This window comes from Streptomyces sp. NPDC090499, assembly GCF_044769305.1.
Lineage (GTDB): Bacteria > Actinomycetota > Actinomycetes > Streptomycetales > Streptomycetaceae > Streptomyces.
The window spans coordinates 88,031-111,415 of sequence record NZ_JBIVXP010000022.1 but is presented as its reverse complement, the minus strand read 5'-3'; the positions used below and the strand labels follow the sequence as shown (position 1 = coordinate 111,415).

General features: G+C 69.9%; 21 protein-coding genes and 1 pseudogene. 13 read left to right on the top strand and 9 right to left on the bottom strand.

Annotated features, from left to right (window positions below):
* Positions 1-66 precede the first annotated feature (66 nt).
* On the bottom strand, positions 67-702 hold the full coding sequence (locus ACIQVL_RS44645; protein ID WP_403478368.1) for a response regulator: 636 nt from the start codon (positions 700-702) through the stop codon (positions 67-69).
* Positions 699-1,958 carry a sensor histidine kinase gene (locus ACIQVL_RS44640; protein ID WP_403478367.1) on the bottom strand — a complete coding sequence of 420 codons (1,260 nt, stop codon included), beginning with the start codon at positions 1,956-1,958 and terminating at the stop codon, positions 699-701. The genes ACIQVL_RS44645 and ACIQVL_RS44640 overlap by 4 nt, the downstream gene beginning before the upstream one ends.
* A 218-nt stretch (positions 1,959-2,176) precedes the next feature.
* Between ACIQVL_RS44640 and ACIQVL_RS44635 the strand changes: the two genes are divergently transcribed.
* The 3 genes from ACIQVL_RS44635 (at position 2,177) to ACIQVL_RS44625 (ending at position 6,136) form a co-directional block, all read left to right on the top strand.
* Positions 2,177-2,380: a hypothetical protein gene (locus tag ACIQVL_RS44635; protein ID WP_355724604.1), complete on the top strand. Its 204-nt coding sequence runs from the start codon at positions 2,177-2,179 to the stop codon at positions 2,378-2,380.
* An 11-nt stretch (positions 2,381-2,391) separates the two neighbouring features.
* On the top strand, positions 2,392-4,077 hold the full coding sequence (locus tag ACIQVL_RS44630; protein ID WP_403478366.1) for a molybdopterin-dependent oxidoreductase: 1,686 nt from the start codon (positions 2,392-2,394) through the stop codon (positions 4,075-4,077).
* A 589-nt stretch (positions 4,078-4,666) separates the two neighbouring features.
* A complete protein-coding gene (locus ACIQVL_RS44625) occupies positions 4,667-6,136 on the top strand; it encodes a carboxylesterase/lipase family protein (RefSeq protein ID WP_403478365.1) in 1,470 nt (489 codons plus the stop codon).
* A gap of 78 nt (positions 6,137-6,214) precedes the next feature.
* On the opposite strand, the gene ACIQVL_RS44620 is transcribed toward ACIQVL_RS44625, so the two are convergent.
* The gene (locus ACIQVL_RS44620) at positions 6,215-6,340 is read right to left on the bottom strand and encodes an SDR family oxidoreductase (protein WP_403478402.1); all 126 of its coding nucleotides are present in this window, start codon (positions 6,338-6,340) and stop codon (positions 6,215-6,217) included.
* 282 nt (positions 6,341-6,622) lie between these two features.
* Here ACIQVL_RS44620 and ACIQVL_RS44615 point away from each other — a divergent pair.
* Positions 6,623-7,344: pseudogene (locus ACIQVL_RS44615) on the top strand (demethylmenaquinone methyltransferase).
* A gap of 151 nt (positions 7,345-7,495) precedes the next feature.
* On the opposite strand, the gene ACIQVL_RS44610 reads toward ACIQVL_RS44615, so the two are convergent.
* From ACIQVL_RS44610 to ACIQVL_RS44595, 4 genes are read right to left on the bottom strand one after another with little or no spacing between them, the layout of a single operon-like run.
* Positions 7,496-8,263, bottom strand: coding sequence for an SDR family NAD(P)-dependent oxidoreductase (locus ACIQVL_RS44610; RefSeq protein ID WP_403478364.1), 768 nt, complete (start codon positions 8,261-8,263; stop codon positions 7,496-7,498).
* The gene (locus ACIQVL_RS44605) at positions 8,260-9,447 is read right to left on the bottom strand and encodes an NAD(P)/FAD-dependent oxidoreductase (protein ID WP_403478363.1); all 1,188 of its coding nucleotides are present in this window, start codon (positions 9,445-9,447) and stop codon (positions 8,260-8,262) included. Before ACIQVL_RS44605 ends, ACIQVL_RS44610 begins: the two co-directional genes overlap by 4 nt.
* Complete coding sequence (locus tag ACIQVL_RS44600; RefSeq protein ID WP_403478362.1) at positions 9,444-9,641, bottom strand: ferredoxin; 198 nt, start codon at positions 9,639-9,641, stop codon at positions 9,444-9,446. The genes ACIQVL_RS44605 and ACIQVL_RS44600 overlap by 4 nt, the downstream gene beginning before the upstream one ends.
* Before the next feature lie 42 nt (positions 9,642-9,683).
* Complete coding sequence (locus ACIQVL_RS44595) at positions 9,684-10,889, bottom strand: cytochrome P450 (protein WP_403478361.1); 1,206 nt, start codon at positions 10,887-10,889, stop codon at positions 9,684-9,686.
* A gap of 158 nt (positions 10,890-11,047) precedes the next feature.
* Between ACIQVL_RS44595 and ACIQVL_RS44590 the strand changes: the two genes are divergently transcribed.
* The gene (locus tag ACIQVL_RS44590; RefSeq protein WP_403478360.1) at positions 11,048-11,704 is read left to right on the top strand and encodes a TetR/AcrR family transcriptional regulator; all 657 of its coding nucleotides are present in this window, start codon (positions 11,048-11,050) and stop codon (positions 11,702-11,704) included.
* Positions 11,705-12,249: 545 nt separating this feature from the next.
* Here ACIQVL_RS44590 and ACIQVL_RS44585 read toward each other — a convergent pair.
* Positions 12,250-13,137, bottom strand: coding sequence for an MBL fold metallo-hydrolase (locus ACIQVL_RS44585; protein ID WP_403478359.1), 888 nt, complete (start codon positions 13,135-13,137; stop codon positions 12,250-12,252).
* 783 nt (positions 13,138-13,920) lie between these two features.
* Here ACIQVL_RS44585 and ACIQVL_RS44580 point away from each other — a divergent pair.
* The 7 genes from ACIQVL_RS44580 to ACIQVL_RS44550 all read left to right on the top strand — a co-directional run bounded on the left by ACIQVL_RS44580 (position 13,921) and on the right by ACIQVL_RS44550 (position 20,507).
* Complete coding sequence (locus ACIQVL_RS44580; RefSeq protein ID WP_403478358.1) at positions 13,921-14,901, top strand: SCO3242 family prenyltransferase; 981 nt, start codon at positions 13,921-13,923, stop codon at positions 14,899-14,901.
* 23 nt (positions 14,902-14,924) lie between these two features.
* Positions 14,925-15,770 carry a sugar phosphate isomerase/epimerase family protein gene (locus tag ACIQVL_RS44575; protein ID WP_403478357.1) on the top strand — a complete coding sequence of 282 codons (846 nt, stop codon included), beginning with the start codon at positions 14,925-14,927 and terminating at the stop codon, positions 15,768-15,770.
* A 46-nt stretch (positions 15,771-15,816) separates the two neighbouring features.
* Positions 15,817-16,563 carry an EboA domain-containing protein gene (locus tag ACIQVL_RS44570; RefSeq protein WP_403478356.1) on the top strand — a complete coding sequence of 249 codons (747 nt, stop codon included), beginning with the start codon at positions 15,817-15,819 and terminating at the stop codon, positions 16,561-16,563.
* 2 nt (positions 16,564-16,565) lie between these two features.
* On the top strand, positions 16,566-17,420 hold the full coding sequence (locus ACIQVL_RS44565) for a TatD family hydrolase (RefSeq protein WP_403478355.1): 855 nt from the start codon (positions 16,566-16,568) through the stop codon (positions 17,418-17,420).
* A 7-nt stretch (positions 17,421-17,427) separates the two neighbouring features.
* A complete protein-coding gene (eboE, locus tag ACIQVL_RS44560) occupies positions 17,428-18,585 on the top strand; it encodes a metabolite traffic protein EboE (RefSeq protein WP_403478354.1) in 1,158 nt (385 codons plus the stop codon).
* Positions 18,582-19,949, top strand: coding sequence for an alkaline phosphatase family protein (locus tag ACIQVL_RS44555; protein ID WP_403478353.1), 1,368 nt, complete (start codon positions 18,582-18,584; stop codon positions 19,947-19,949). The genes eboE and ACIQVL_RS44555 overlap by 4 nt, the downstream gene beginning before the upstream one ends.
* A 63-nt stretch (positions 19,950-20,012) precedes the next feature.
* Positions 20,013-20,507, top strand: coding sequence for a GAF domain-containing protein (locus tag ACIQVL_RS44550; RefSeq protein WP_403478352.1), 495 nt, complete (start codon positions 20,013-20,015; stop codon positions 20,505-20,507).
* Positions 20,508-21,706: 1,199 nt separating this feature from the next.
* Here the strand turns inward: ACIQVL_RS44550 and ACIQVL_RS44545 are convergent.
* A complete protein-coding gene (locus tag ACIQVL_RS44545; RefSeq protein ID WP_403478351.1) occupies positions 21,707-22,354 on the bottom strand; it encodes a TetR/AcrR family transcriptional regulator in 648 nt (215 codons plus the stop codon).
* Positions 22,355-22,479: 125 nt separating this feature from the next.
* On the opposite strand from ACIQVL_RS44545, the gene ACIQVL_RS44540 reads away from it, so the two are divergent.
* Positions 22,480-23,250 (top strand): SDR family NAD(P)-dependent oxidoreductase, encoded by a 771-nt coding sequence (locus ACIQVL_RS44540; RefSeq protein WP_403478350.1) that lies wholly within the window; start codon positions 22,480-22,482, stop codon positions 23,248-23,250.
* Positions 23,251-23,385 lie beyond the last annotated feature (135 nt).

Below are 23,385 nucleotides of genomic sequence, written 5' to 3'. Positions count from 1 at the left end.
CACGTCAGTCACCATGCCGAACCCGGCCGCAGACACGGACACGATCCTGCGGCCTTGACGGAGGGCTCACTGGTGCGGCGAGGCGAGGATGCCACGGGAGAGGGCGATGGTGACGGCCGCGGTCCGGTCGTTGACGCCGAGCTTGACGAACGTTCGCAGGAGGTGTGTCTTCACCGTCGCTTCGCCGATGTACAGCTGTCGGCCGATCTCGCTGTTGGAGAGCCCGCGCGCGACGAGGTCGAGCACCTGGACTTCTCGGGGGGTCAGCTGGTCCCCGGCAGGGGCCTGCATGTGCGTCACCAGCCGGGCGGCAACCGGCGGGGCCAGGACGGTTTCGCCGCGGGCTGCCGCCCGGATCGCGTCGGTCAGGGTGCCGATCGGGGTGTCCTTGAGCAGGTATCCGGTCGCGCCGGCCTCGATCGCCGGCAGGATGTCGGCGTCACCTTCGTAGGTGGTCAGCACGAGCACACGAATTCCGGGATGCTCCTGGCGGATGCGTGCCGTCGCGGTGGCGCCGTCGGTACCCGGCATCCGCAGGTCCATCAGCACGACGTCCGGGCCCGTCGTGGCTGCGAGGACGATCGCCTCCTCGCCGGAGCCGGCTTCGCCGACGACCCGCAGGTCGTCATAGGTCTCCAGCATGCCGCGGAGGCCGAAGCGTACGACGGGATGGTCGTCGACGATCAGGATGCGTACGGTCATCGGCCCGGTTCCGTCCGCTCGGTGGTACTGAGATCGGCCACGGGCTGGGGGCCGCGCGCCGCCTGCTCGGCCGGGGCCAGCGGCACCTCGACCCGCACCGTGGTGCCCTGGCCCGGAGCCGACAGCACCGTGCAGGTTCCGCCGAGACCGGTGGCGCGGGCGCGAATGCCGCTCAGACCGTATCCCCCGCGGACGGTGGCCGGGTCGAAGCCCTGGCCGTCATCGGTCACGGCCAGTGTCATGAGATCTCGCGCGTGGCGCAGTTCGATCCGCACCGTCGTGGCGTCGGTGTGCTTTCCGATGTTGGCCAGGGCCTCCTGTGCGGTACGCAGCAGGGCGATGTCGGTGCCGGTCGGTGCGCCGGGCCGTCCGCCGAGGACCGACACCTCGACGCGTGTACCCGTGTCGCGGGTGTGCCGGGCGGCGAGCCGGTCCAGCGCATCCGGGAGACCACGGCCGGTCAGGTCGACCGGGGCCAGCGCGGCGATCAGCGAGCGTGCCTCCGCGAGGTTCTCACGGGCCGTCTTCTCCAGGATGTCGAGCTGTCCGTCGGCGGCCGTCGGATCACGGAGCAGGTTCGTCCGGGCGGCCTGGGCGAGCATGAGAACGCTGGTGAAACCCTGGGCCAGGGTGTCGTGGATCTCGGCGGCCAGGCGTTCACGTTCGGCGTGGACGCCTGCCTCGTGGCCCGCGCGCGCCAGCGCGGTCCGGGTGGTGGTCAGCTCCTCGATCAGTACGGCCCGCTTGCGGTTCTGCTCGCGGATGCCGGTCAGATAGGCGCCCACGAGGATCGTCACGATCATGGGCACCAGAATGGTCACGCCGGCCATCGCCAGTGTGTAGCGGCTGACTCCCCCTCGCGCGAGCATGGCCCAGGCGAGTTCGGTGTAGAGAACCAACAGCAGTGGCAGGCGTATCCGCCACCTCGTGACCATCACGAACAGCTGTGGGCTGAGCGCGAACATGAGTGTGCCGCTGAGCGGGGCGATGGCGAGCAGGAGCGGGAACGCGACGGCCAGGGCGGCGAAATAGACCATCGCCCAACGCTCGTTGCCGTCCTCCATCACCTGCCTGGAGACCAGGGCGTACCACGCGACGATGACGGCGAGCGTACCGAGAGCAAGCAGGCGCTGTCCGAGCGGCACACTTATGTCGGCCGCGATGGCGATGGCGAGAGGGACCGCTACAGCGCCGATGAGGACATGCCATCCGAGGCGGTGGCGGTTGATGAGGTGGAGGGTGCTGCGCACTGCCACGTCCTGCCCACCTTCGCCCGCCGGGATCCGGTCACCAGTTTACGGACACCGGTGTCAAGGATGCCCGGCCCGGCGCCAGGGATCGTCCACGCACCGGTGGAGCGGTGCGTAAGCCGATCGGTGGACGAGGGAGTCCATCCGAACGTTGTCGACGCCGCGGCCCCGGAACCGGCACGCTCGTTGTCGAGAACTTCGGCTCCCGACCTGGAGACACCCTTGTGAAAAAGAACTGGATCATCCTCATCTTCGGCGCACTGTTGATCTTGGCCGGCACCACCTGGACGTTGCAGGGAATCAACGTCATGAAGGGCTCGGCCATGAGCGGCACAACGATGTGGGCTGTCCTCGGGCCGATCGCGGTGCTGGCCGGTCTGGTCCTGCTGGGTGTCGGCGTGGCCCGGCGACGCCGGGTCGGCCGATAAGGGCCCCTCGGTTGTCCGGCAACGAGATGGAGAGTCGGGAGACGGGCGGGCCTACCCCGCAAAGGCCGCCGAAGCAGTGGTACGGCGAACTCGCCGGTGTCGCGGCCACCGCGCTCGCCCTGGGCGTCGGTGAACTGGTGGCCGCCGCGACGGGCGGGCCCTCCGCGCCGCTCGTGGCGGTGGGGGGCGTCGCCGTGGACGCGGCGCCGACTCCGGTCAAGGAGTTCGCGGTCGCGGTTTTCTACACGTACGACAAGCTGGCGCTGCAGGCGGGCATCGTCCTGGTGCTGGCGGTCTTCGCCGCGTTCATCGGTGTACTGGCCATGCGCCGACTCTGGTACGGGCTGGTCGGCGTCGCTCTGTTCGGGGTGGTCGGCGGGCTCGCGGCGGCCACCCGTTACGGCGCCACTTGGGAATATCCGCTGCCCTCCGTTGTCGGTGCCCTGGCTGCCGCCGGCCTCCTCGCGCTGCTGCGGCGCACCTTGCCTGCTCCCTCGGCGGTATCGGCGCGGGATCTCGGAGAGGAGTCCGCACCGGAGACGGACGCGGCGGCGCGAGGAGCCGACCCCAGCGCGAGAGGCACCGGTTCGTCGTCGGATGCCGATACCCCGGTGGTGGACGGTACGGGCCAGGCGGCGGGTCGGCGGCGGTTTCTCACGCTGGCGATCGGGGCGATCGGTGCGGCCGCGGTGGCCGTACCGGGCGGACGCCGGCTCTGGGCACAGCGGGTGGCCGCGGCCCGGGACGCGGTGGTTCTGCCGGCCCCGGCGAGTCCGGCACCGACCTTGCCCGCCAAGGTCTCCGTCGACGTGCCCGGAGTGAAGCCGTTCGTCACCAGGAACGCGGACTTCTACCGCATCGACACCGCCCTGTCGGTGCCACAGGTGGAGCCGAAAGACTGGCAGCTGAGGATTCATGGCCGGGTGAAACGGCCCCTGACATTGACGTACGACCAACTTCTCGCGATGCCGATGGTGGAGCGGTACATCACGCTGACCTGCGTGTCCAACGAGGTCGGCGGCGATTTGCTCGGCAATGCGCGGTGGCTGGGGGTGCCGATCAAGGGTCTGCTGGACGAGGTCGAGCCGGACGACGGCGCGGACCAGGTGGTGAGCCGTTCCGTGGACGGGTACACGGCCGGTATGCCGACGGCGGCGTTGCGTGACGGTCGGGACGCGTTGCTGGTGGTCGGGATGAACGGGGAGCCGCTGCCGGTCGAGCACGGGTTTCCGGTCCGGATGGTGGTGCCCGGGGTGTTCGGGTACCTCTCGGCGACGAAGTGGCTGACGGAGCTGGAGCTGAGCAGTTTCTCGGACTTCAGCGCCTACTGGGCACGGCGGGGTTACGCGGAGAAGGCTCCGGTGAAGACCCAGTCGCGGATCGACACACCGGCCGCGGGCAGGCGGCTGGCGCAGGGGCAGGTGATGGTGGCCGGAGCGGCTTGGGCGCAGCATCGCGGGGTGTCCGCGGTGGAGGTCCGCGTGGATGACGGACCATGGGAGCGGGCGCAGCTCGCGGCGGTGCCGTCGGTGGACACATGGCGGCAATGGAGCTGGCCGTGGCAGGCGACGCCAGGCAAGCATCGGCTGCAGGTACGCGCCATCGACCGCACCGGTCAGGTGCAGACAGGAAAAGAGCAGAAGCCGGTTCCCGATGGGGCCACCGGCTGGCACACGATCAAAGTCACGGTCACCTGAGGCGCCTCCGGAGCTTCGACCGGTCCCGGAGCGTCTCATGGGTTCCGCTCTCAGCCGTGCCCAAGCGGTACCTGACATGTATTGAGCACCGCGTGGACGAGCTGCCCATGACCACACCGTGCTTCAGGGCCGGCCCGAAGGCGCGGCTCAGACACATCCGAGCACCTGCGTGGAAGTGGAAACGGCGCATCGCCCGGCGCACGAGCCGCTATCAGTTCTTCAGCTTGGTCGCGGTGGGACCGAAATCCGAGGCCCAATTATGAGTTGACGTGTCATCCCGAACTGGATACCTTCGGGGTGACACGTCAACTCATGTCTGTGTGGGCAGAGTGGCGAAACGCGAACACCGCGCTGAGACCTGGCGGACGCACCGTGCCTTTCATGAGCCTGAGCTGCTCAGGTATGGGGGTGATGGTCGGTGCCAGCCTGTAGGGAGTCCTGAATGTTCAAGACATGGTCCGGATGGAGAGCCCGCACTCGGCTGGCGGCAGCGGGAGCCGCCCTGGGTATCACCCTGGGGGCTCTGGTCGCGGCAACGCCTGCGGCCGGCACGAGCGTCCCACGCGCACAAGCGACCGCCGGCGGACCGGTGACGCACACCGCCGACGGGGCGGTTCGCGGCCTGGTCAAGGGGGAGGTCGACGAATTCCTCGGCGTTCCGTACGCCGCACCGCCGGTCGGCGCGCTGCGGTGGCAGCCGCCGCAATCCGTCGCGAGATGGGCCGGCGTACGCGATGCGACGCGGTTCGCGCCGGACTGTGCCCAGTCAGCGGGGATCTTCGGTCAGGCGAGCACGTCCGAGGACTGCCTGTACCTGAATGTGTACACGCCCAGCCACCAGCAGGCCGGCGCGCACTCTCCCGTCATGGTGTGGATCCACGGTGGCCAGTTGACCGGCGGCGCGGGCAGTTTCTACGACCCCACGGCGCTGGTGGCGGACGGCGTGACCGTGGTCACCATCAACTACCGGCTCGGTGCGCTCGGCTTCCTGGCGCACCAGGCCCTGGCCGACGCGCACGGCCAGTCGGGTGACTACGGCCTCATGGACCAGCAGGCCGCCCTGCGCTGGGTGCAGCGCAACATCGCCGGCTTCGGCGGGAACCCGCACAACGTCACCGTCTTCGGCCAGTCCGCGGGCGGTGTGTCCGCGCTGGCACAGGCTGCGTCGCCGCAGGCCAAGGGGCTGTTCCAGCGCGTGATCGCCCAGAGCGGAACCTACAGCCTGGCGCAGCCGACGCTCGCGGCCGCCGAGGCGTCCGGGAAGACGTTCGCGGACAAGGTGGGATGCGCCGACCAGACCGCGGCCTGCCTGCGGAACGTGCCCGTCTCCACCCTCCTGGCCAACCAGACCGACGGGTACTACCTGCCGAACATCAACACCGAAGTGCTGCCGCGGTCGCTGGAAACCGCGTTCGCCACCGGCCACTTCAACCGCGTCCCGGTCATCAACGGCACGAACCACGATGAATGGCGGCTGTCCGTAGCGGCCGGCGAACTGGCGGGCTACCCCGTCACGGCAGACAACTACCAGTCCATGATCTCCTCCACGCTCGGGATCTCCGCGGCGCAGGCGGAGGCCGTCGCCACCGAGTACCCGCTCACCGCGTACCCCAGCCCGGCCCTCGCCCTCAGCGCGGTCGGCACCGACGCCAAGTTCGCCTGCACCGCGCTGATCCTGGACCGGTCCGCCTCCCGCTTCGTGCCGACCTACGCCTATGAGTTCAACGACCAGAACGCCCCCGAGAACTTCCTTCCCTCGGTCGGCTTCCCCTACGGCGCGGCCCACGGCTCCGAACTCCAGTACCTGCTGGGCCTGCCGCACGCCGCTTTCCCGGGAGCCCTCTCGGCGCAGCAGCAGCACCTGGCGGCGGTCATGAAGACGTACTGGACGAACTTCGCCAAGCATGGGGTTCCCGCAGCTTCCGGCACCTCCTCCTGGCCGCACTTCAGCGGGCACACCCAGAAGATGCGGTCACTCGTACCGTCCGTGTCGCACACCGAGTCCGACTTCGCGCACACGCACAACTGCGGTTTCTGGACCGCCCTCCAGGGCGGCTAGCCACAGGGCCGTGTGAGAACCACCAGTGGTGTCCGGCCCTGTTACGTCAGCCGGGCACCGTTGGTGAGTGCGGGGGTGTCAGACGGCTGACCAGCCGTTGTCGACGGGCAGGACGACACCATTGACGTCGCTCGCGGCATCAGAGGCCAGGAACACCATTGCCGCGGCGGTCTCGTCCGGTGACGTCCCGCGCCGACGGACCACCATATAACCGGCGTGGCAGGCATGGTGGTTGGCGTGAGGAAGTGCGGCTGGTCTGGCTGCGGACAGGCCCCGTCATACTGCTCGATCAGCGTGCCGGCCGTGCACCCGCCCTCACCGCGGCCTCGCCCCAGCAGGACGGCGGCGGCGTAGCGGCGCCGCGTGGCGGCCTGGAAGGGCAGGTCGGCGATGACGTGTGGGAGATGGCGTGCGCGTGGGGGAAGACGTGGCTGCGAGGAAGAGACCGCCGCTTCTTCCCGGAGGGCGGACTGCAGGAATGGGGCCGTGAACCGTGCCTTCCTGAACAAGCAGCCCAACGAAGTCGCCTCGGTGTTCGACGACGTGGCGGAAAGATACGACCTGACGAACGACGTGCTCTCGCTCGGCCAGGACCGTGCGTGGCGCAAGGAGGTCGCCAAGGCCGTCGACGCCCGCCCCGCCCAGAGGGTCCTGGACCTGGCGGCTGGTACGGCCACCTCCTCGCTGCCGTTCGCACGCACGGGCGCGTACGTCGTCCCGTGCGACTTCTCGATCGGCATGCTCCGGGTCGGCGAGCGGAACCACCCGTGGCTGCCGCTGACGGCGGGCGACGCGGCGTGGCTGCTGTTCAAGGACGACACCTTCGACGCCGTCACCATCTTCCTTCGGGCTGCGCAATGTCCAGGACTTCAATGCGGCCCTGCGTGAGATGTATCGGGTGACCAAGCCCGGCGGCCGGGTCGTGATCTGCGAGTTCTCGCACCCGACCTGGGCGCCTTTCCGCACGGTCTACACCCAGTACCTGATGCGGGCCCTGCCCCCGGTCGCCCGCGCGGTCTCCTCCAACCCCGAGGCCTACGTCTACCTCCCCGAGTCCATCCGCGCCTGGCCCGACCAGCCCCGCCCTGGCGGAGCGCCTGCAGAAGGCCGGCTGGTCGAAGGCGGCCGGGCGCAATCTGACAGGCGGCATCGTGGCCCTGCACCGGGGCGTCAAGGATTCCGGTTCGTTCCCGGTAGCAACAGGCTGAGCACTCGAGCCAAGCCATAAGTGCAGGGGGTTCCTGCTGGAATAGAGCCGTCCGATGTCGCCAGGAGGCGGGCACTCCGTTGCACCGTATCGACGCGTGGCGCCCGGCCCCCTTTGGTGAGGGCCGGGCACCGTGGGTTGGTGTGGGGGTGTCAGACAGCCGACCAGCCGTTGTCGACGGGCAGGACGACACCGTTGATGTTGCTCGCGGCGTCGGAGGCCAGGAACACGATGGCCGCGGCGATCTCGTCCGGCGACGCACCGCGGCCGACGTTCTCCCGGTAGCGCTGGATGGCCGCCGCCCCGTCCGCGTCCACGGTGATGGAGTCCATGACGTTGGTCAGGGTGCCGCCGGGAGCGACGGCGTTGACGCGGACGCCCCGGTCCCGGTACATGACCGCGGTCGACCTGGTCAGCCCCAGCAGGCCGTGTTTGGAGACGGTGTAGGCGGTACCGGCGGCACTGCCGCGCAGGGCGGCAGCGGACGCCGTGTTGACGATGGCGCCTCGGCCGCCGGCCGTCAGGTAGGGCAGGGCGGCGCGGGTCAGAAGGAATGGGGCGGTGAGGTTGATGCGGATGACCCGTTCCCATTCCGCGTCGCTCACGTCGCCGGTGGCGGTCATGCTGTCCATGATCCCGGCGTTGTTCACCAGTACGGTGAGGTCACCGAGGGAGTCGACGGCGGTGGTGATCACCTCGTCGACGGCGTCTTGGTCGCTCAGGTCGCCGACGACCGCGAGTGCGGTGCCGCCGCCCGCCTCGATCTCCTTGACGACGTCCGCGGCGCCGGTGGCGTTGATGTCGGCGACGAGGACCTTCGCACCGAGGCGCGCGAACTGCAGCGCGGCGGCACGTCCGATACCCGACCCGGCGCCGGTGACGATGACCCCGCGTCTCTCGAAGTCGATGGTGCTGTTCATGCTGGGACTCCTTCCAGTGGGGCCACGGCCTGGCGCCAGGGGGTGCGGGCGGCGATGGCCTGCTGCCAGGGGCGGATCGCCTTGGGCGGCATGCCGACGGACAGGACGCCGGTGAGCCGGTCGCCGGTGCGGTAGACGGCGGTGAACTTCCGTTCCGCAAGGCTGCCTTCGGCGATCCGCACCTCGTCGTGCCCACGCAGGTAACCGTAGGCGCGGATCTTCATGTCGTACTGGTCCGACCAGAAATAGGGGACGGGTCCGAAGGGCCGCCCCGCGCCGAGGAGGTTGCGGGCGGCGGCCATGCCCTGCTCGGCGGCGTGGGTGCGGTGCTCGATCCGCATCGAGGTGCCGAACAGCGGGTTGTGCCAGCGGGTCAGGTCACCCGCGCCGTAGACCCCGGGGGCGGCGGCGCAGAACTCGTCGCAGACCAGCCCGTCGTCGAGGGCGAGGCCGCTGCCGGTGAGCCACTCGGTGTTCGGCCGGGAGCCGACGGCCACCAGGACGGAGTCGGCCTCGACGAGGCTGCCGTCGGCCAGTCGTACGCCGTCGGGGACGACCTCGGACACGCCGGTCCCGGTGCGCAGGTCGACGCCGTGGTCGAGGTGGGCTTGGGCGAGGACGCGGCCGACGTCCTCGCCGACCGCGTGGGCCAGCGGGACCGGGGCGGGTTCGAGGAGGGTGACGCGGGTGCCCAGGCCGGCCGCCACGGCGGCGGCCTCGGCACCCAGGAATCCGGCGCCGACGACGACCAGGCTGCGCCCGGGGCCGAGGCGGTCCTTGAGGGCGAGGGCGTCGTCCAGGGTGCGCAGGGTGTGGGCCGCGGTGCCGGGCAACTGCCGGGGACGGACTCCGGTGGCCACGATCAGGCCGTCGTACGACACCTCGCTGCCGTCGGACAGCAGCACCGTCCGGGCCGCGATGTCCGCTCCGATGGCCTCGGTGCCGTACCGGGCGTCGAGGTTGAGGGCGTCGAGATCGGCCTCCGTGCGCAGGGGCAGTTTGTCGGGGGCCCAGGCGCCGGAGAGGATCTCCTTCGACAGCGGTGGGCGGTCGTAGGGTGCGGTGGGTTCGTCGCCGATGAGGGTGATGGTGCCGGTGTGGCCCTCCCGGCGCAGCGTCTCGGCGGCGGCGAGGCCGGCCGCGGAGGCGCCGACGATGGCGACGCGGTCGGGTATGCCGGTCACGACTCCACCAGCCGGATGGCCGCGGCGGGACACACGGTCGCGGACTCGCGGACGGCGTCGTGGAGTTCGGCGGGCGGGGTCTCGTCGAGGAGGACGACGATGCCGTCCTCGTCCCGCTGGTCGAAGACGTCGGGGGCGATCAGCACACACTGGCCCGAGGCGACACACTTGGGGACGTCGACTTCTACACGCATGACGTTCTTCCTGATCTTCGTGGGGGGAACGGGGGCTTTCGCCTACCAGGTGACGGGGAGTTCGAGGACGCCGTAGACGGAGGTGTTCTGCTTGAACGCGATCTCCTCCGGCGGTACGGCGATCTTCAGATCGGGCAGGCGGCGGAAGAGTTCCGGCATCACGATCTGGAGTTCGGCGCGGGCCAGGGGCTGGCCGAGGCACTGGTGGATGCCGTATCCGAAGGCGAGGTGCTGGCGGGCGTTGGCGCGGGCCAGGTCGAGGTCGTCGGCGGCGGTGTAGAACTCCGGATCCCGGTTGGCGACGCTGAGGGAGATGATCACGCCGTCGCCCTTGGGGATGGTGACGTCGCCGACGGTGACGTCCTCCAGGGCGGTGCGGCGCAGCCCGAAGTGCACGACGCTGAGGTAGCGCAGCAGTTCCTCCACCGAGGCCGTCGCCTGCTCGGGCCCGCCCAGCAGATAGGGGATCTGGTCGGGGTTCTGCAGCAGGGTGATCGTGCTCAGCGCGATCATGTTCGCGGTCGTCTCGTGGCCGGCGAACAGCAGGAAGGAGCCCAGGTCGGCGGCGTCCTGGTCGCTGATGATCCCCTCGTCGGCCTGGGCGGCGAGCCGGGTGAGCACATCGTCGCCGGGGGTGGCGCGCTTGGCCCGTACGAGTTCCACCAGGTACTCGCCGAGGGTGGTGATGGCCCGAGCGGCCTCCTCTCCGGTCGCCTTCACGTTGACGATGATTCCCGACTGCTCCTGGAAGAACCCGTGGTCCTCGTAGGGCACGCCCAGCAGCTCGCAGATCACCAGGGACGGCAGCGGAAGCGAGAAGTGCTCCACGAAGTCGACGGGACCGTTGTGCTTGGTCATGTCGGTGAGGAGTTCCTCGGTCAGGCGGGCGATGCCCGGACGCAGCGCGTTGACGCGCTTGACCATGAACTCCCGGGTCAGGGTGCGGCGCATCGTCGCGTGGATGGGGTCGTCGTACCCCTGGAAGAAGCCGAGCGGACCTCGCGGCTGGCCTTCCCTGACGATGGGCGCGTTCGGGAGCGTGATGTCGGTGCTGAAGGCCGGGCTGCCCAGCACCGTACGGGCGTCCTCCCACCGGGTCACCAGCCAGGGGTGGCGCCGGCCGTCGTGCAGGGAGACACGCGTGATGGGCTGTTCCTCGCGCAGCCGGGTGTGGAGGGGCGGCGGGTCGAGGGGCGCGTCCTTCGAGTGGGCGAGGGTGTACGCGGGACTGGACGAAGTCGCAGGCATAGCTGCTCCTGTCTGCTCACCTAACAGTGTTACGTGATTGCCTGAGGAGACTAACACCGTAAGGTGATGGGGAGTTGGGCGGAGGTGCCGGTCGTCGCGGTTATGGCCGAAAATTGCAGCGCGGGGCGAGCGGCTGTGGGGGAAGAGAAGGAGCGGTTGTGGAAGGGCACAGACAGGGGCAGGGCCGGCGAGTCAGTAACGCGTGGGGGGAAGGGGAGCGTCTGCGGCAGGAGATCCTGGACGCCGCGACCCGCATCCTGGAGGAGACCGGAAGGGAGAACGCGCTGTCCCTGCGGGGTGTCGCCCGGGAGGTGGGCATCGCCGCTCCCAGCGTCTACCTGCATTTCAAGGACAAGGCCGAACTGGTCTGGACCGTGCTCGCGGACGCCTACCGCGGGCTGGCCGCGGACATGGCCGGGGCAGGGGAGGCGGCGGCCAAGGGCGGTGCGGGTCCATGGGAGCGGATGTTCGCCACCGTCGCTGCGTATCGCCGGTTCGCCGTCGACAAGCCCCGCCGGTACCGGCTGATGTTCAGCCTGGAGTACGAGCCAACGGGTCGCATGGCATCGGACCACCCCAGGGGCACCGTGTACCAGGCATGGATCGAGGCCGTGGATACCTACCTGATGGCGGTGGCCCCCGAGCGTCGCGCGGAGGCCCAGGTGCTGGGCATTCACCTGTGGACAGCCGTGCACGGCCAACTCGTCCTGTGGCGGACCCTGCCGCATCCCCAGGCCGGCAGCGAAGCGCGACTGGTCGAACTGGAGCGTTCGATACTCAACCGCCTGCTCCCCGGACCCGCGGACGGTGCTTAGCCGAGCCTGGCGCGGGGTGGTGGTCCCCGTCGTCGCGCACGGCTGGTGCCTGTTGCTTGCCGTGCTGTGGCGGTCAGGGGTGGGCGACGGGACTCCCTCGGCAGTTGTGGCCTCGTTGCCCGTGGCGTGGACTGACGGGCCTTGTGCCAGGTGAGCCACTGGGCCGCGGGCACGTGAACGATCCTGGCACGCCTCCGCCGCCGATCCGGTGGCGGAGGTCGGTGCGGTGCTGCCGACTCCGCCAGGCATCGAAACTCGACATGGCGCGTTGTCGGGGCGTGCTGGGCTCGACCAGACGCCCCAGCGACCGTGTCGAGTTGACGGACGTGCCCAGGCCGGAACACCCGCAGGAGCGTCCCGACGTCGTGGACGCCCGCATTCCGTCGAAGGCAGTGTCGTCCACTGGAGAGAGCCGCATACGCCGGATGCCCTTGGTGGCGGCGGGAATCGCAGTCCTGAACGGCTGCGGCTCTCCTGTCACGCAAGGACATCTCGGCGTTGTGGCACGCTCGCTCGGCCGGCCGCATGTCGCGGTGTGTCCGGGCTTACGGCTGGTGTCCCAGCTTCACGGTCATGTTCGGGTGGCGCTTGCTCAGCGCCTTCAGCTTGAGCAGGCTGTCGATGCTGGGCTGGCGCTCGGCCAGGAAGGTGCCGGGCTCGACGTCGTTCTCCCAGCCCCAGCGCGTGTGGGACACGTCGCCGGTCAGGAGCTCGGGGCCCGCCGGGGTGCGGGCGACGAAGGAGAGGTGTCCCGTGGTGTGCCCCGGGGTCAGGATCGCGAAGAACGAGCCGTCGCCGAAGACGTCGTTCACCCCTTCGAACCTGCCGTCCGGGTCCTTGGCGAACTGGAGCTCCTGCAGCGGAGGCCTTCCCTCCAGGAGGTTATTGGTCGTTCCCTGGGCGAACAGGTTCAGGAAGAGCTGTGCCTCGGCCTCGTCGGCGCCCGTGTAGATCGGGACGTCCTTGGGGATGTCGGGCAGTCCGGAGACGTGGTCGAGGTGGAGATGGGTCATGAAGACCCCCGCCAGAGCTCCCTCCGCCTGGATTATCTCCGCGGTGCTCTCCTGGGCCTTCATCTTGTCGATGGCCTGGAACTTCCTCAGCACCCAGCCCACCCCCTCGCCGGCGGGATCCTTCACGAACTTCCGGGAGACACCCGTGTCCACCAGGAAGACGCCGTGCGCAGGATGCCGTACGACGTGGGCGTAGATCTTGATCGCCTCCGGCCCGTCCTTCAGGCCCGCCTGAACGGCCTTGGGGTGCTTGATGTTGACCACCCCGGACAGGGGCACCTCCCAGTCCGCGGCGACCGTCCTGATCTCGACCGGACCCGGCTGATCGATCAGGTCCTCCATGACCGCCGAACCGACCGGCGTCCCAAGCCCCGCCCGCGTCACCCGATGAGTCGTGGCCTTGAAAGTGAAGGGTTTCATGTGTCCTCCATCTAGTTATAGCCTGAACCGTTCTTCTCATAAATATCATAGCCAGAAGTAGATGGCCAGCCCCGGCCCGCGGTCGATGTCGGTGTCATGTGGAGCTGCGTACCGGAAGCCGAAACAGGCCGGTGCGCGAGCTGGACGCGCGAGCCGCGCGCGGCAGCGCGAGCGGGTAGGCACGCGCGGTCTCGTCATCGGGTCGGTCTCCGTGCCGCACGAGCTGAAGCACGCCGGCTGAAGCACGCCGGCTGAAGCACGTCGAGCGATGATCTGGGAGGGTGCCGTCCGCTCGGATGGCCTGCAAACCGTCGCACTCCCTCGCCGCATCAACTGACTCGACGAGAGTCGGCAACTGCGCAGGCGCGAAGCGCTGAGCGCGATCACCGTCCCGACGCCGACGAGTGGGGGTTCGACGCGCACCCGACGGCAGTCAGGTCGTCCGGGCACAGGCATGTGCCGAGCGGTTGGACCGGAGACCTCACGGACGTGATGGAGCGCTGCCATCCGGGGCCCGTCGCACCCCGAGCGGTCCCGGCGCCTTGATCGGATGCATCACCCGGCGGGACGCCGTCACCGGGCGGGCGCGGCGTGTCCGGTCACGACGGGGAGAAGGCGCCGTGCGGCGACTGCGGTAGCCGTGACCGCCGTGCCGGTCCGGCTCAACTGAACACTGTGCTCACGGCGTTCAGCATCAGGAAAGCGGCTTCTCTGTTTCCTTTGTCACTTCGATCGGCACGAGTGACCCATGTGAAAGATGCAAATTTGGATTAGTGTGCGGTCATGAAGACACGGAGGCGACTCTCCGACCTCGTACATCTCGTCCGGGCGCCTGCCGCGCTGAGCGTCCCTGGCGATGTCCTCGCCGGAGCGGCGGCCGCGGGCGGCCCCCTGAACTTCCGAACCTTCGGTGTGGTGGGTTCGTCCGTCTGCCTCTACTGGGCGGGGATGGCCCTCAACGACTACGCCGACGCCACGATCGACGCCGTGGAGCGCCCCGAGCGGCCGGTGCCGTCGGGCCGGGTGCCCCGTCGCACCGCACTCGCCGTCGCGGGCGGTCTGACCGCGGCCGGTCTGGGACTCGCGGCCGTCACCGGAGGGCGCCGCAGCCTGCTGGGTGCCGTGCCTCTGGCGGGGCTGGTGTGGGCGTACGACCTGGGGCTCAAGGGTACTTCGGCGGGCCCGGCGGCCATGGCGGGCGCACGCGCCGTGGACGTTCTCGCGGGCGCGCTGGCGGCGGACCCCGGCGGGCGGGCCGGCAGCGTCCTGCGGAAGGGCGCGGGCCCGGCGGCGCTGGTCGGAGCGCACACGTACACGCTCATGGCCCTGAGCCGCCACGAGATGCACGGAGCACCGGCCCGGTTGCCGGCCGCGACCCTGGCCGCCTCCACTGCCACGGCTGTCGCGGCGGTCGTTCCGGTTCTGAGCAGGGCCGCCCGTGACATGCGGCGTTCCGGAACCGGGCTCACCGGCCAAGCCGCCCCGCGCCGGGCGGTCGCAGGCGCCGACGCCGCCCGGTCCACCGCCCTCGTCACCGTCGGCGCCGCCCTCGCCTACCTCGGCACCTACGGAAGCGCCCAGCTCAAAGCCGTACGCAAGCCCTCCGGGGAGAACGTACGGAAAGCCGTCGGCTCCGGAATCCTCGCTCTCATGCCGCTGCAGGCGGCGCTCACCGCACGAGCCGGGGCACCGGTCGCCGCCGCGGTCCTCGGCGTCGGCCACCCCCTCGCGCGACGGCTCGCCCGGCGCATATCCCCCACCTGAACGCTGTGTGAGGTACCACCAGCATGGAACCACCCCCCACGCCCCTGAAGTTCGGATACGGCACCAACGGCTTCACCCACCACCGGCTCGACGCGGCCCTCGGCATCCTCGCCGACCTCGGTTACGACGGCGTCGCCCTCACTCTCGACCACGTCCACCTCGACCCGTATGCCGAAGACCTGTCCCAGCGCCTCACCGCCCTGGCCCGCTCCCTCAACCGCTACGGCCTGGACGTCACGGTGGAGACCGGCGCGCCCTATCTCCTCGACCCCCGGGGCAAACACCTCCCGACGCTGATGGCGCAGACGGACGGGCGGAGAACCGACCTGCTGCACCGCGCCGTTCGGATCGCCGCCGACATCGGGTCTCCCACCGTGCACCTGTGCAGCGGCCCGGCGCCGGACGGGCTGTCGGAGGCGGACGCCTTCAAACGGCTGACGGACGGACTCGCGACGGTGCTCGAGACAGCGGAGCGGTACGGAGTGGCGCTCGCCTTCGAACCGGAGCCGTACATGCTCGTCGACACCGTCGCGCGGTGTCTGCGTCTGGCAGAACTCCTTGGCGGGCACGAGCTGTTCGGCATCACCCTGGACATCGGGCACGCCCACTGCGTGGAGGAGCGGCCCGTACTGGAGTGCGTCCGGCTGGCGGCGCCGCGCCTGCTGAACGTACAGATAGAGGACATGCGGCGCGGCATCCACCAGCACCTCGAATTCGGCGCCGGCGAGATCGACTTCCCACCGGTGCTCGCGGAACTGCGCACCCTCGGGCACCGCGGGCTGGTCTCCGTGGAGATCCAGGGCGGTGCGCTGGACGCTCCCGAGGTCGCCCGGCGCTCCATCGAATTCCTCCGCGCCGCAGTGGCATAACCCCTTCCTGTCCCACTCCTCCCGCCCCACCGGAGGCTCGGCCGTCATGCCCACCGCCCCCCTCCTTCCGCCGACGACACCCCCCGACCCGCGATCCCATCTGACCCCGACCGCCCGCATCTGGCTGGACGCGTCGGCCGCCCGGATCGCCGACCGGCCCACCGCGATTCGGGCCCTGTTCCCCGCGGCCCGAAGATGCTGCGGACAAGCTTCTCTCGACGAGCACTGGACGACGGACGAGGCGGTGCGCGCCGCCCTGCTCACCGCACTTCCGCTGCGCGGCCAAGCCCTCGCCGACGAGGTGGCAGGCCTGTACCGGCACGGGGATCCGGCCGAACAGCGCGCGATCCTGCGCTCGTTGCAGCTGCTCCCCGCTGCCGATCAGGACCCGTTCCGCGACCTCGCCCTCACTCTGATCCGCGAGGCCCTGCGCGGCAACGACACCAGCGTCGTCGAGGCCGCCCTCGGCCCGTACACCGCGGCTCACCTGCCGACCGACGAGTTCCGCCAGGCCGTCCTCAAGTGCGTCTTCGTCGACATCCCGCTCTCGCGCGTGACCGGACTCGACCGGCGCGCCGACGAGGAACTGGCCCGCATGCTGGCCGACTTCGCGCACGAACGGATCGCCGCCGGCCGGGAAGTGCCGCAGGACGTCTGGCCGCTGGTCCGCCCCCACCACGACATCGCGGACACCCTGGCCGCCCGGGCCCGCGCCCTTGCACCCACTCGCCCCGAGGCCGCCACCCGCGCCCTGGCCGCCCTCGGGGCGGCCGTACCACAGGAAGAGTCCTGACCGTGCGCATCTTCGACCCCCACATCCACATGACGTCCCGCACCACCGACGACTACGAGGCCATGCACGCCGCCGGAGTGCGCGCCGTGGTCGAGCCCGCCTTCTGGCTGGGCCAGCCCCGAACCTCGCCCGAGAGCTTCTACGACTACTTCGACGCGCTGCTCGGTTGGGAGCCTTACCGCGCCGCCCAGTTCGGCATCCAGCACTTCTGCACGATCGCGCTCAACCCCAAGGAGGCCAACGATCCGCGGTGCGCCCCCGTGCTGGACGAGCTCGACCGCTATCTCGCCAAGGACCGGGTCGTCGCGGTCGGCGAGATCGGCTACGACTCGATGACCCCCGAAGAGGACGAGGCCCTGGCCCGGCAGCTCCAACTCGCCATCGATCACGGCCTGCCGGCCCTGGTGCACACCCCGCACCGCGACAAGGCGGCCGGCACCCGCCGCACCCTGGACGTGGTCCGGGAGTCGGGCATCGCCCCCGAACTCGTCCTGCTCGACCACCTCAACGAGCTCACCGTGCGCATGGCCCTCGACAGCGGCTGCTGGGCCGGGTTCTCGATCTACCCGAAGACCAAGATGAGTGAGGACCGCATGGTCGAGATCCTCAAGGAGCACGGCACCGAGCGGATACTGGTCAACTCGGCCGCCGACTGGGGCCGTTCGGACCCGCTCAAGACCCGCGGAACAGCTGACGCGATGCTCGCCGCCGGCTTCGACGAGGACACGGTGGACCGGGTCATGTGGCGCAACCCGGTCGCCTTCTACGGACAGAGCGGCCGCCTCGACCTCGACGAGCCCAAGCCGGACGACGCCTCGACCTTCCAGGGCAACTCCATCCGCCGCGGGGGAGAGTGAGCCGCCCATGCGCTTCCGGCACCAGGACGGCACCGTCGTCCACCTCGGCTACTGCAGCAACGTCCACCAGGCGGAGGACCTGGACGGCGTCCTGGCCCAACTCGCCCAGTACGCCGAGCCCGTGTGCGAGCGGCTGGGCGTTAACCGGCTGGGCGTGGGCCTGTGGCTCGCGCGTGACGCGGTGTCCGAACTCGTCGCGGACGCAGGCGAATTGGCGCGACTGAAGACCGAACTCGCCGCCCGTGGCCTGGAGACCGTCACCCTCAACGCCTTCCCCTACGCCGGTTTCCATCGCGACGTCGTCAAGAAGGACGTCTACCTCCCCGACTGGGCGGAGGAGGCCCGGCTGCGGTACACCCTGGACTGCGCCCAGGTGCTCGCCGCACTGCTGCCGGACGACGCCGAGCGGGGGAGCGTCTCGACGTTGCCGCTGGCCTGGCGGGAGCCCTGGCCGGCGGAGCGCGCGGGAGCTGCCCGGCGCGCCCTGGACCGGCTGGCCGACGGGCTCGCCGCCATCGAGGCGGGCACCGGCTGCCGTATCAGGGTCGGCTTCGAGCCGGAGCCCGGCTGCGTCGTCGAGACCACCGCTCAGGCGGTACGGGAACTGGGCGGCCTCGACCCGGAACGGCTCGGCGTCTGTCTGGACGCCTGCCACCTCGCCGTCCAGTTCGAGGAACCGGCCGCAGCCCTGAACCGGCTGTCGGAGGCCGGCATCCCCGTGGTGAAGCTCCAGGCCTCGTGCGCCGTGGAGGCGGCCGACCCCGCTGATCCCGCGGCCCGGGCGGCTCTGCGCAGACTCGCCGAGCCCCGCTTCCTGCACCAGACCCGGACCTGGCACCTGGGGGACGTGTCCGGCACGGACGACCTCGGCCACGCCCTGGACGGCGGGCTGCCCACGACCTCCGGACCGTGGCGGACCCACTTCCACGCTCCTCTGCATGCAGACCCCGAGCCACCCCTGCGTACGACGGCCGCCCACCTCGCCGACGCACTCGCCGGACTCCTCGGCGGACCGGCTGCCCACTGCGACCACATTGAGGTCGAGACCTACACCTGGTCCGTCCTCCCCGACCCCCCCACCGACCTCCCCGGCGGCATCGCCGCCGAACTCGCCTGGGCCCGCGACCGGTTGACCGGACTCGGCCTCAAGGAGGAGCCGTCATGAAACGCCTCGTGGTCCTCGACATCGTGGGCCTGACCCCGAATCTGCTGCGGCACATGCCTGCCGTCGCCGCCCTCGGTGAGCGTGGCTCCCGGGCCCGTATCCACACCGTGCTGCCTGCCGTGACCTGCACGGTCCAGTCGACTCTCCTCACCGGTGAACTCCCTCGCGTACACGGCGTGGTGGGCAACGGCTGGTACTTCCGGGATGTGGGCGACGTACTGCTGTGGCGGCAGCACAACGCCCTGGTGGGTGGCGAGAAGATCTGGGAGACGGCACGCAAGGCCGTCCCCGGGTACACGGTCGCCAACGTCTGCTGGTGGTATGCCATGGGCGCCGACGTCGACTGGACCGTCACCCCGCGCCCCATCTACTACTCCGACGGTGCCAAGGAACCCGACTGCTACACCTGGCCACCGTCCCTGCACGACGAACTCACCGAGCGCCTCGGCCCGTTCCCCCTGTTCACCTACTGGGGACCGAACGCCGGCCTGCCCTCCACCCAGTGGATCCTCGGCGCCGCCCGCCAGATCTTCGACGAGAAACAGCCCGACCTCACCCTCGTCTACGTCCCCCACCTCGACTACGAGCCCCAGCGCACCGGCCCCACCTCACCCGAGACCATCCGCGCCGCCCGCCGACTCGACGACGCCCTGCGCCCGTTGATCGACCACTTCCAGCGCGCCGGCGCCACCGTCGTGGCGCTCAGCGAGTACGGCATCGCCCCCGCGTCCCGCCCCGTCGACATCAACCGCGCCCTGCGCCGGGCCGGTCTGCTGGAGGTGCACACCCAGGACGGCATGGAGTACCTCGACCCCTGGACCTCCCGTGGCTTCGCCGTCGCCGACCACCAGATCGCCCACGTGTACGTGAAGGACCCGGACGATGTCGACGGGGTCGCCAAGCTCCTCGGCGACCTCGAGGGCGTGGCACAGGTCCTGGACGCGGACGGCAAGACCGCCCACGGCCTCGACCACGAGCGCTCGGGCGAACTCGTCGCACTGGCCGACCCCGACGCCTGGTTCACGTACTACTACTGGCTCGACGACGCCCGCGCCCCCGACTTCGCCCGCCAGGTCGAGATCCACCGCAAACCCGGCTACGACCCGGCCGAGTTGCTCTACGACGACACCGTCCCGGCGGTGAGACTGCGCGCCGTCGGCTCGGTGGTGCGCAAGAAGGCGGGCTTCCGCTACCGCATCCGCACGGTCCCGCTGGACCCCTCCGGCGTGCGCGGAAGCCACGGCCGACTGCCCGACGACCCCGACCACGCCCCCGTACTCCTGTGTTCCGAACCGGAGTTGGGTCAGGATACCTACGCGGCCACCGAGGTGAAGGCGCTGCTCCTGCGGCTGGCAGACATCTGACTCCATCCGACCCCTGCCGCCCACCTTTCACGTTTTCCCTCCTTCGATCATCAAGGAATACAGATGTCAATCCCCCTCAATGACACCGTTCTGCGTAACGCCCGTCCCGACATCGCGGCCTGGCTCGCCGCCTTCGTGGAGCGGCACGGCGGCTTCGTCGGTTCTGTGCATCTCGCCGGACTCGCGGGAGAGGGTGAGATCGCCCTCGTCGCGGCGCACAACCTGCCGCCCGCGGTGCAGAACGGCACCTCCGTCATCCCCTTCGGCAAGGGCATGGCCGGAACCGCCGCACACCGCCGAGAGGCCGTCGCCGTCGACGACTTCCAGAACGACACCACTGGCGTCGCGGTCAAGGCGGGCCGCGTCGCCGGGTCGCGGGGCTCTCTCACGCTGCCCGTCTTCGACCCGGACGACGAGACGCGGGTGCTCGCCGTGGTCGGGCTCGGCTTCGACGAGGTACGCGCGTTCACCGACGACGAGATCGGGGCGTTCAACAAGGACGCGGCCACGGTTCTCGAAGTGCGGCATCGCGGGTCCGAGCCGTCAGAGGGTGCGTAGCGAATGTGACCACAATCAGGCTGGTGCCCCGCGGCGGGCACCATCACCGGGCACCATGTGGTTGGCTGCCTCTCGACATGTCCGGCGCGTGCTGGTCAAGTGCTGACCCGCTGGCTGATGCGGTGCGTTTTCGCAGGTGAGAGCTTTGTGGCCAACGTTCGGTTCGATATGTGGGCCACAGGTCAGCATGGACCTGGCGAGCTAAACGAAAATGCAGGTCGGGCGGGGCCGATTCGATTCCGGGGCGGCCCCGCCGGTTTACCTGCAACTGGATTCCGGGAGCTTTGGAGTGCAGCAGATGGTCGGCTTCCATGCCGCTTCACGTGGGCCGACGGTAGATCGTGCTCGCGGCGGATGTACGCGACTGGACGCGTCTCGACGCCCCGCCATGGACGAGTGTCTGACGACCTGACCCGAGAGCGCCGCTTCCAGTCGAGTGCGCCGCTCCGAACCACGTCCACTGCTCCGTGCGAGTGGCACACTGCTCCCGTGAGCACCGCGCAGGGTGTCCGCGCGCGAGCCAGGATGGAAATCACCACGGCGTGCCGCAGCCCCCACACTCGCCTCTCACCCGGAGGACGTCCCAAAGGGGGACGGAGCCTCCGTATGGCCCTGGCACTGAATGGCCACGGCGCCGGACGCCGTACAACGACACGGAAGCCGAAGCGACAACGACACCTGTCACCGGCCCCAGGTCGGTTGAACCGCGGAACACCGAACAGCCCCCACCGGAGACACAAACACGGTGGTCCAGGTAGCGGATACGGGACCTGAGGAACGAACACCGCCTCGATCCACATAGGCAGGACCGAGCTCCGCCAGGGGGCTTGCGGGCTCGGGCACAGGGTTACCGAGGTCGGCTCGGCCGTAGGCAGCGTTCGCATCGACGGCCATGTCGTCGTCACCCCGCCGGCTCGGAGACCTACGGCATCATCGGCAACGACGGCGCCGATCCGTCCGGGACCATGTCCGGCAGCCCACCTCCCGGTCCGTCCAGCAGTGCCACGGCGATGGAGCGGATGCCCTGGCACAGCCTTCCAGGCCGACGCGCACCGTCGAGCCCTCCAAGAGGAATGAGAAGTGCTCGACCGGCGCCTGCGACTCACCCGCATTCGGCGGGCCGCTGCACTGGTCTCGTCTCGTCCCCTGGCCGTGGCGAAGTATCCGGCCTCCCCCCGGGGCACAACGGTCACCAGGGGCTACGGCTTGAGCGGCGCGCCGGCGGCGGCCGGCAGGATAAGCAGAAGCGGCTTGGTCAGGATGGCCATCTCGAGCGGCGTTCGCGGGCATCCGCGCTGCAGCCAGTCGGCGGCCACGCCCAGGAGAGCACCGGCCGCGAACGCCGCAGGGACGTCGTGCGGGATGTCGGACGGGTCGGCCGCGTCCGACGGCGGCACGTCGTCCGTCGCGCCAAGGTACCCGGAGGAGTGTGCGGCCGCCGTGGTGCGCAGGCGTACGTGCTCGATGACACGGGCACTTCCCGTCGGCCCCAACAGACTGCGGTACAGGCCCGCATGCTCAACGAGATGGGTGAAGAAGGCCGTCAGTACGGGGTCCGGGGCCACCGAATCCGACAGGTTCGCCCGGGCGAGGTCGAGTGAGACGACCAACCCGATCAGCTCGTCAATCATCGAGGTGCAGGCAGCCTCAGCGAGTTCGTGCACGTCCTGATAGTGGGCGTAGAACGTTGAACGGTTCACGTCGGCCCGGTCGACCACGTCGGCAACGCTGATCTGCGAGAGATCCCGCTCCTCGACAAGACCGATCAGGGCGCTCTGCAGAGCCGCCCGGCTGCGCCGCACACGTCGATCGCCCGGCGCGGCACCGCCGCTCTTGATCATGGCCATGTTCGCCAGCCTAGCCCCTGACACCCACAATGCCAACAGCTGCCGATTTTCCACTAGTCGTTGGTAATCCAACACCTGCTGGTTATAGTCGCCTGGAACCGTCACCACCAGAGAGGGAGAGGGACATGCGAGGACTGCAGGGCAAGAGGATCGTCATAGCCGGGGGTGCAACCGGAATCGGCGCGGCCACGGCCGAGCGGCTCACGGAGGAAGGCGCCTCGGTCGTCATCGGCGACAGGAACTTCGATGGTGCGCAGGCCACGGCCAAGCGCCTGACCGACGCCGGCGCTACCGCGCTCGCCGTCGAATTCGACCTCGCCGACGAGGGCTCGATCCAGCAGCTCATCGACACCACCGTCACCGAACTCGGCGGAGTCGACGGGCTGTACAATGTCGGCGCCGACCTCTCCCCCCAGAACCTCGGTCGGGACCTGAACCTGCTGGAGATGGACCTGGCCGTATGGCGCCGCACCTTCGAGGTGAACCTGTTCGGCTACGCCCTCGCCTGCCGTGCGGTCATCCCCTACTTCCTGGCCCAGGGCGGCGGCGCAATCGTCAACACCTCGTCGGGCACCGCCTGGATGGGCGAGCCCGTGCGTCCCGCCTACGGGTCGTCCAAGGCTGCCGTCAACGCGTTGACCCGGCACATCGCCACCACCTGGGGCAAGCAGGGCGTCCGCTGCAACACCCTCGCACCCGGTATCACCTTGAGCGAGACCGCGGAACGACAGGCGCCCGAGGAGCTGAAGGCCACGGTCCTGGGGATGGTCCTCGGTCCGCGGCTGGGCAGGCCCTCCGATCTGGCCGGCGCCGCCGCCTTCCTGCTGTCCGCGGACGCGGAGTGGATCAACGGTCAGGCCTGGTCGGTCGACGGCGGCATGACCACCCGCGGCTGAGCCACCGCGCGAAGCATCCGAACCACCGCTTCCGGTCAACCGGAAGCGGTGCCACTCATCTGGAAGCAGGCGACTGGACCGCAGCTGGCGCCTGGCACCGCGGCCCCTTCTCCCCGTTCCTCGCTGATTACCCGC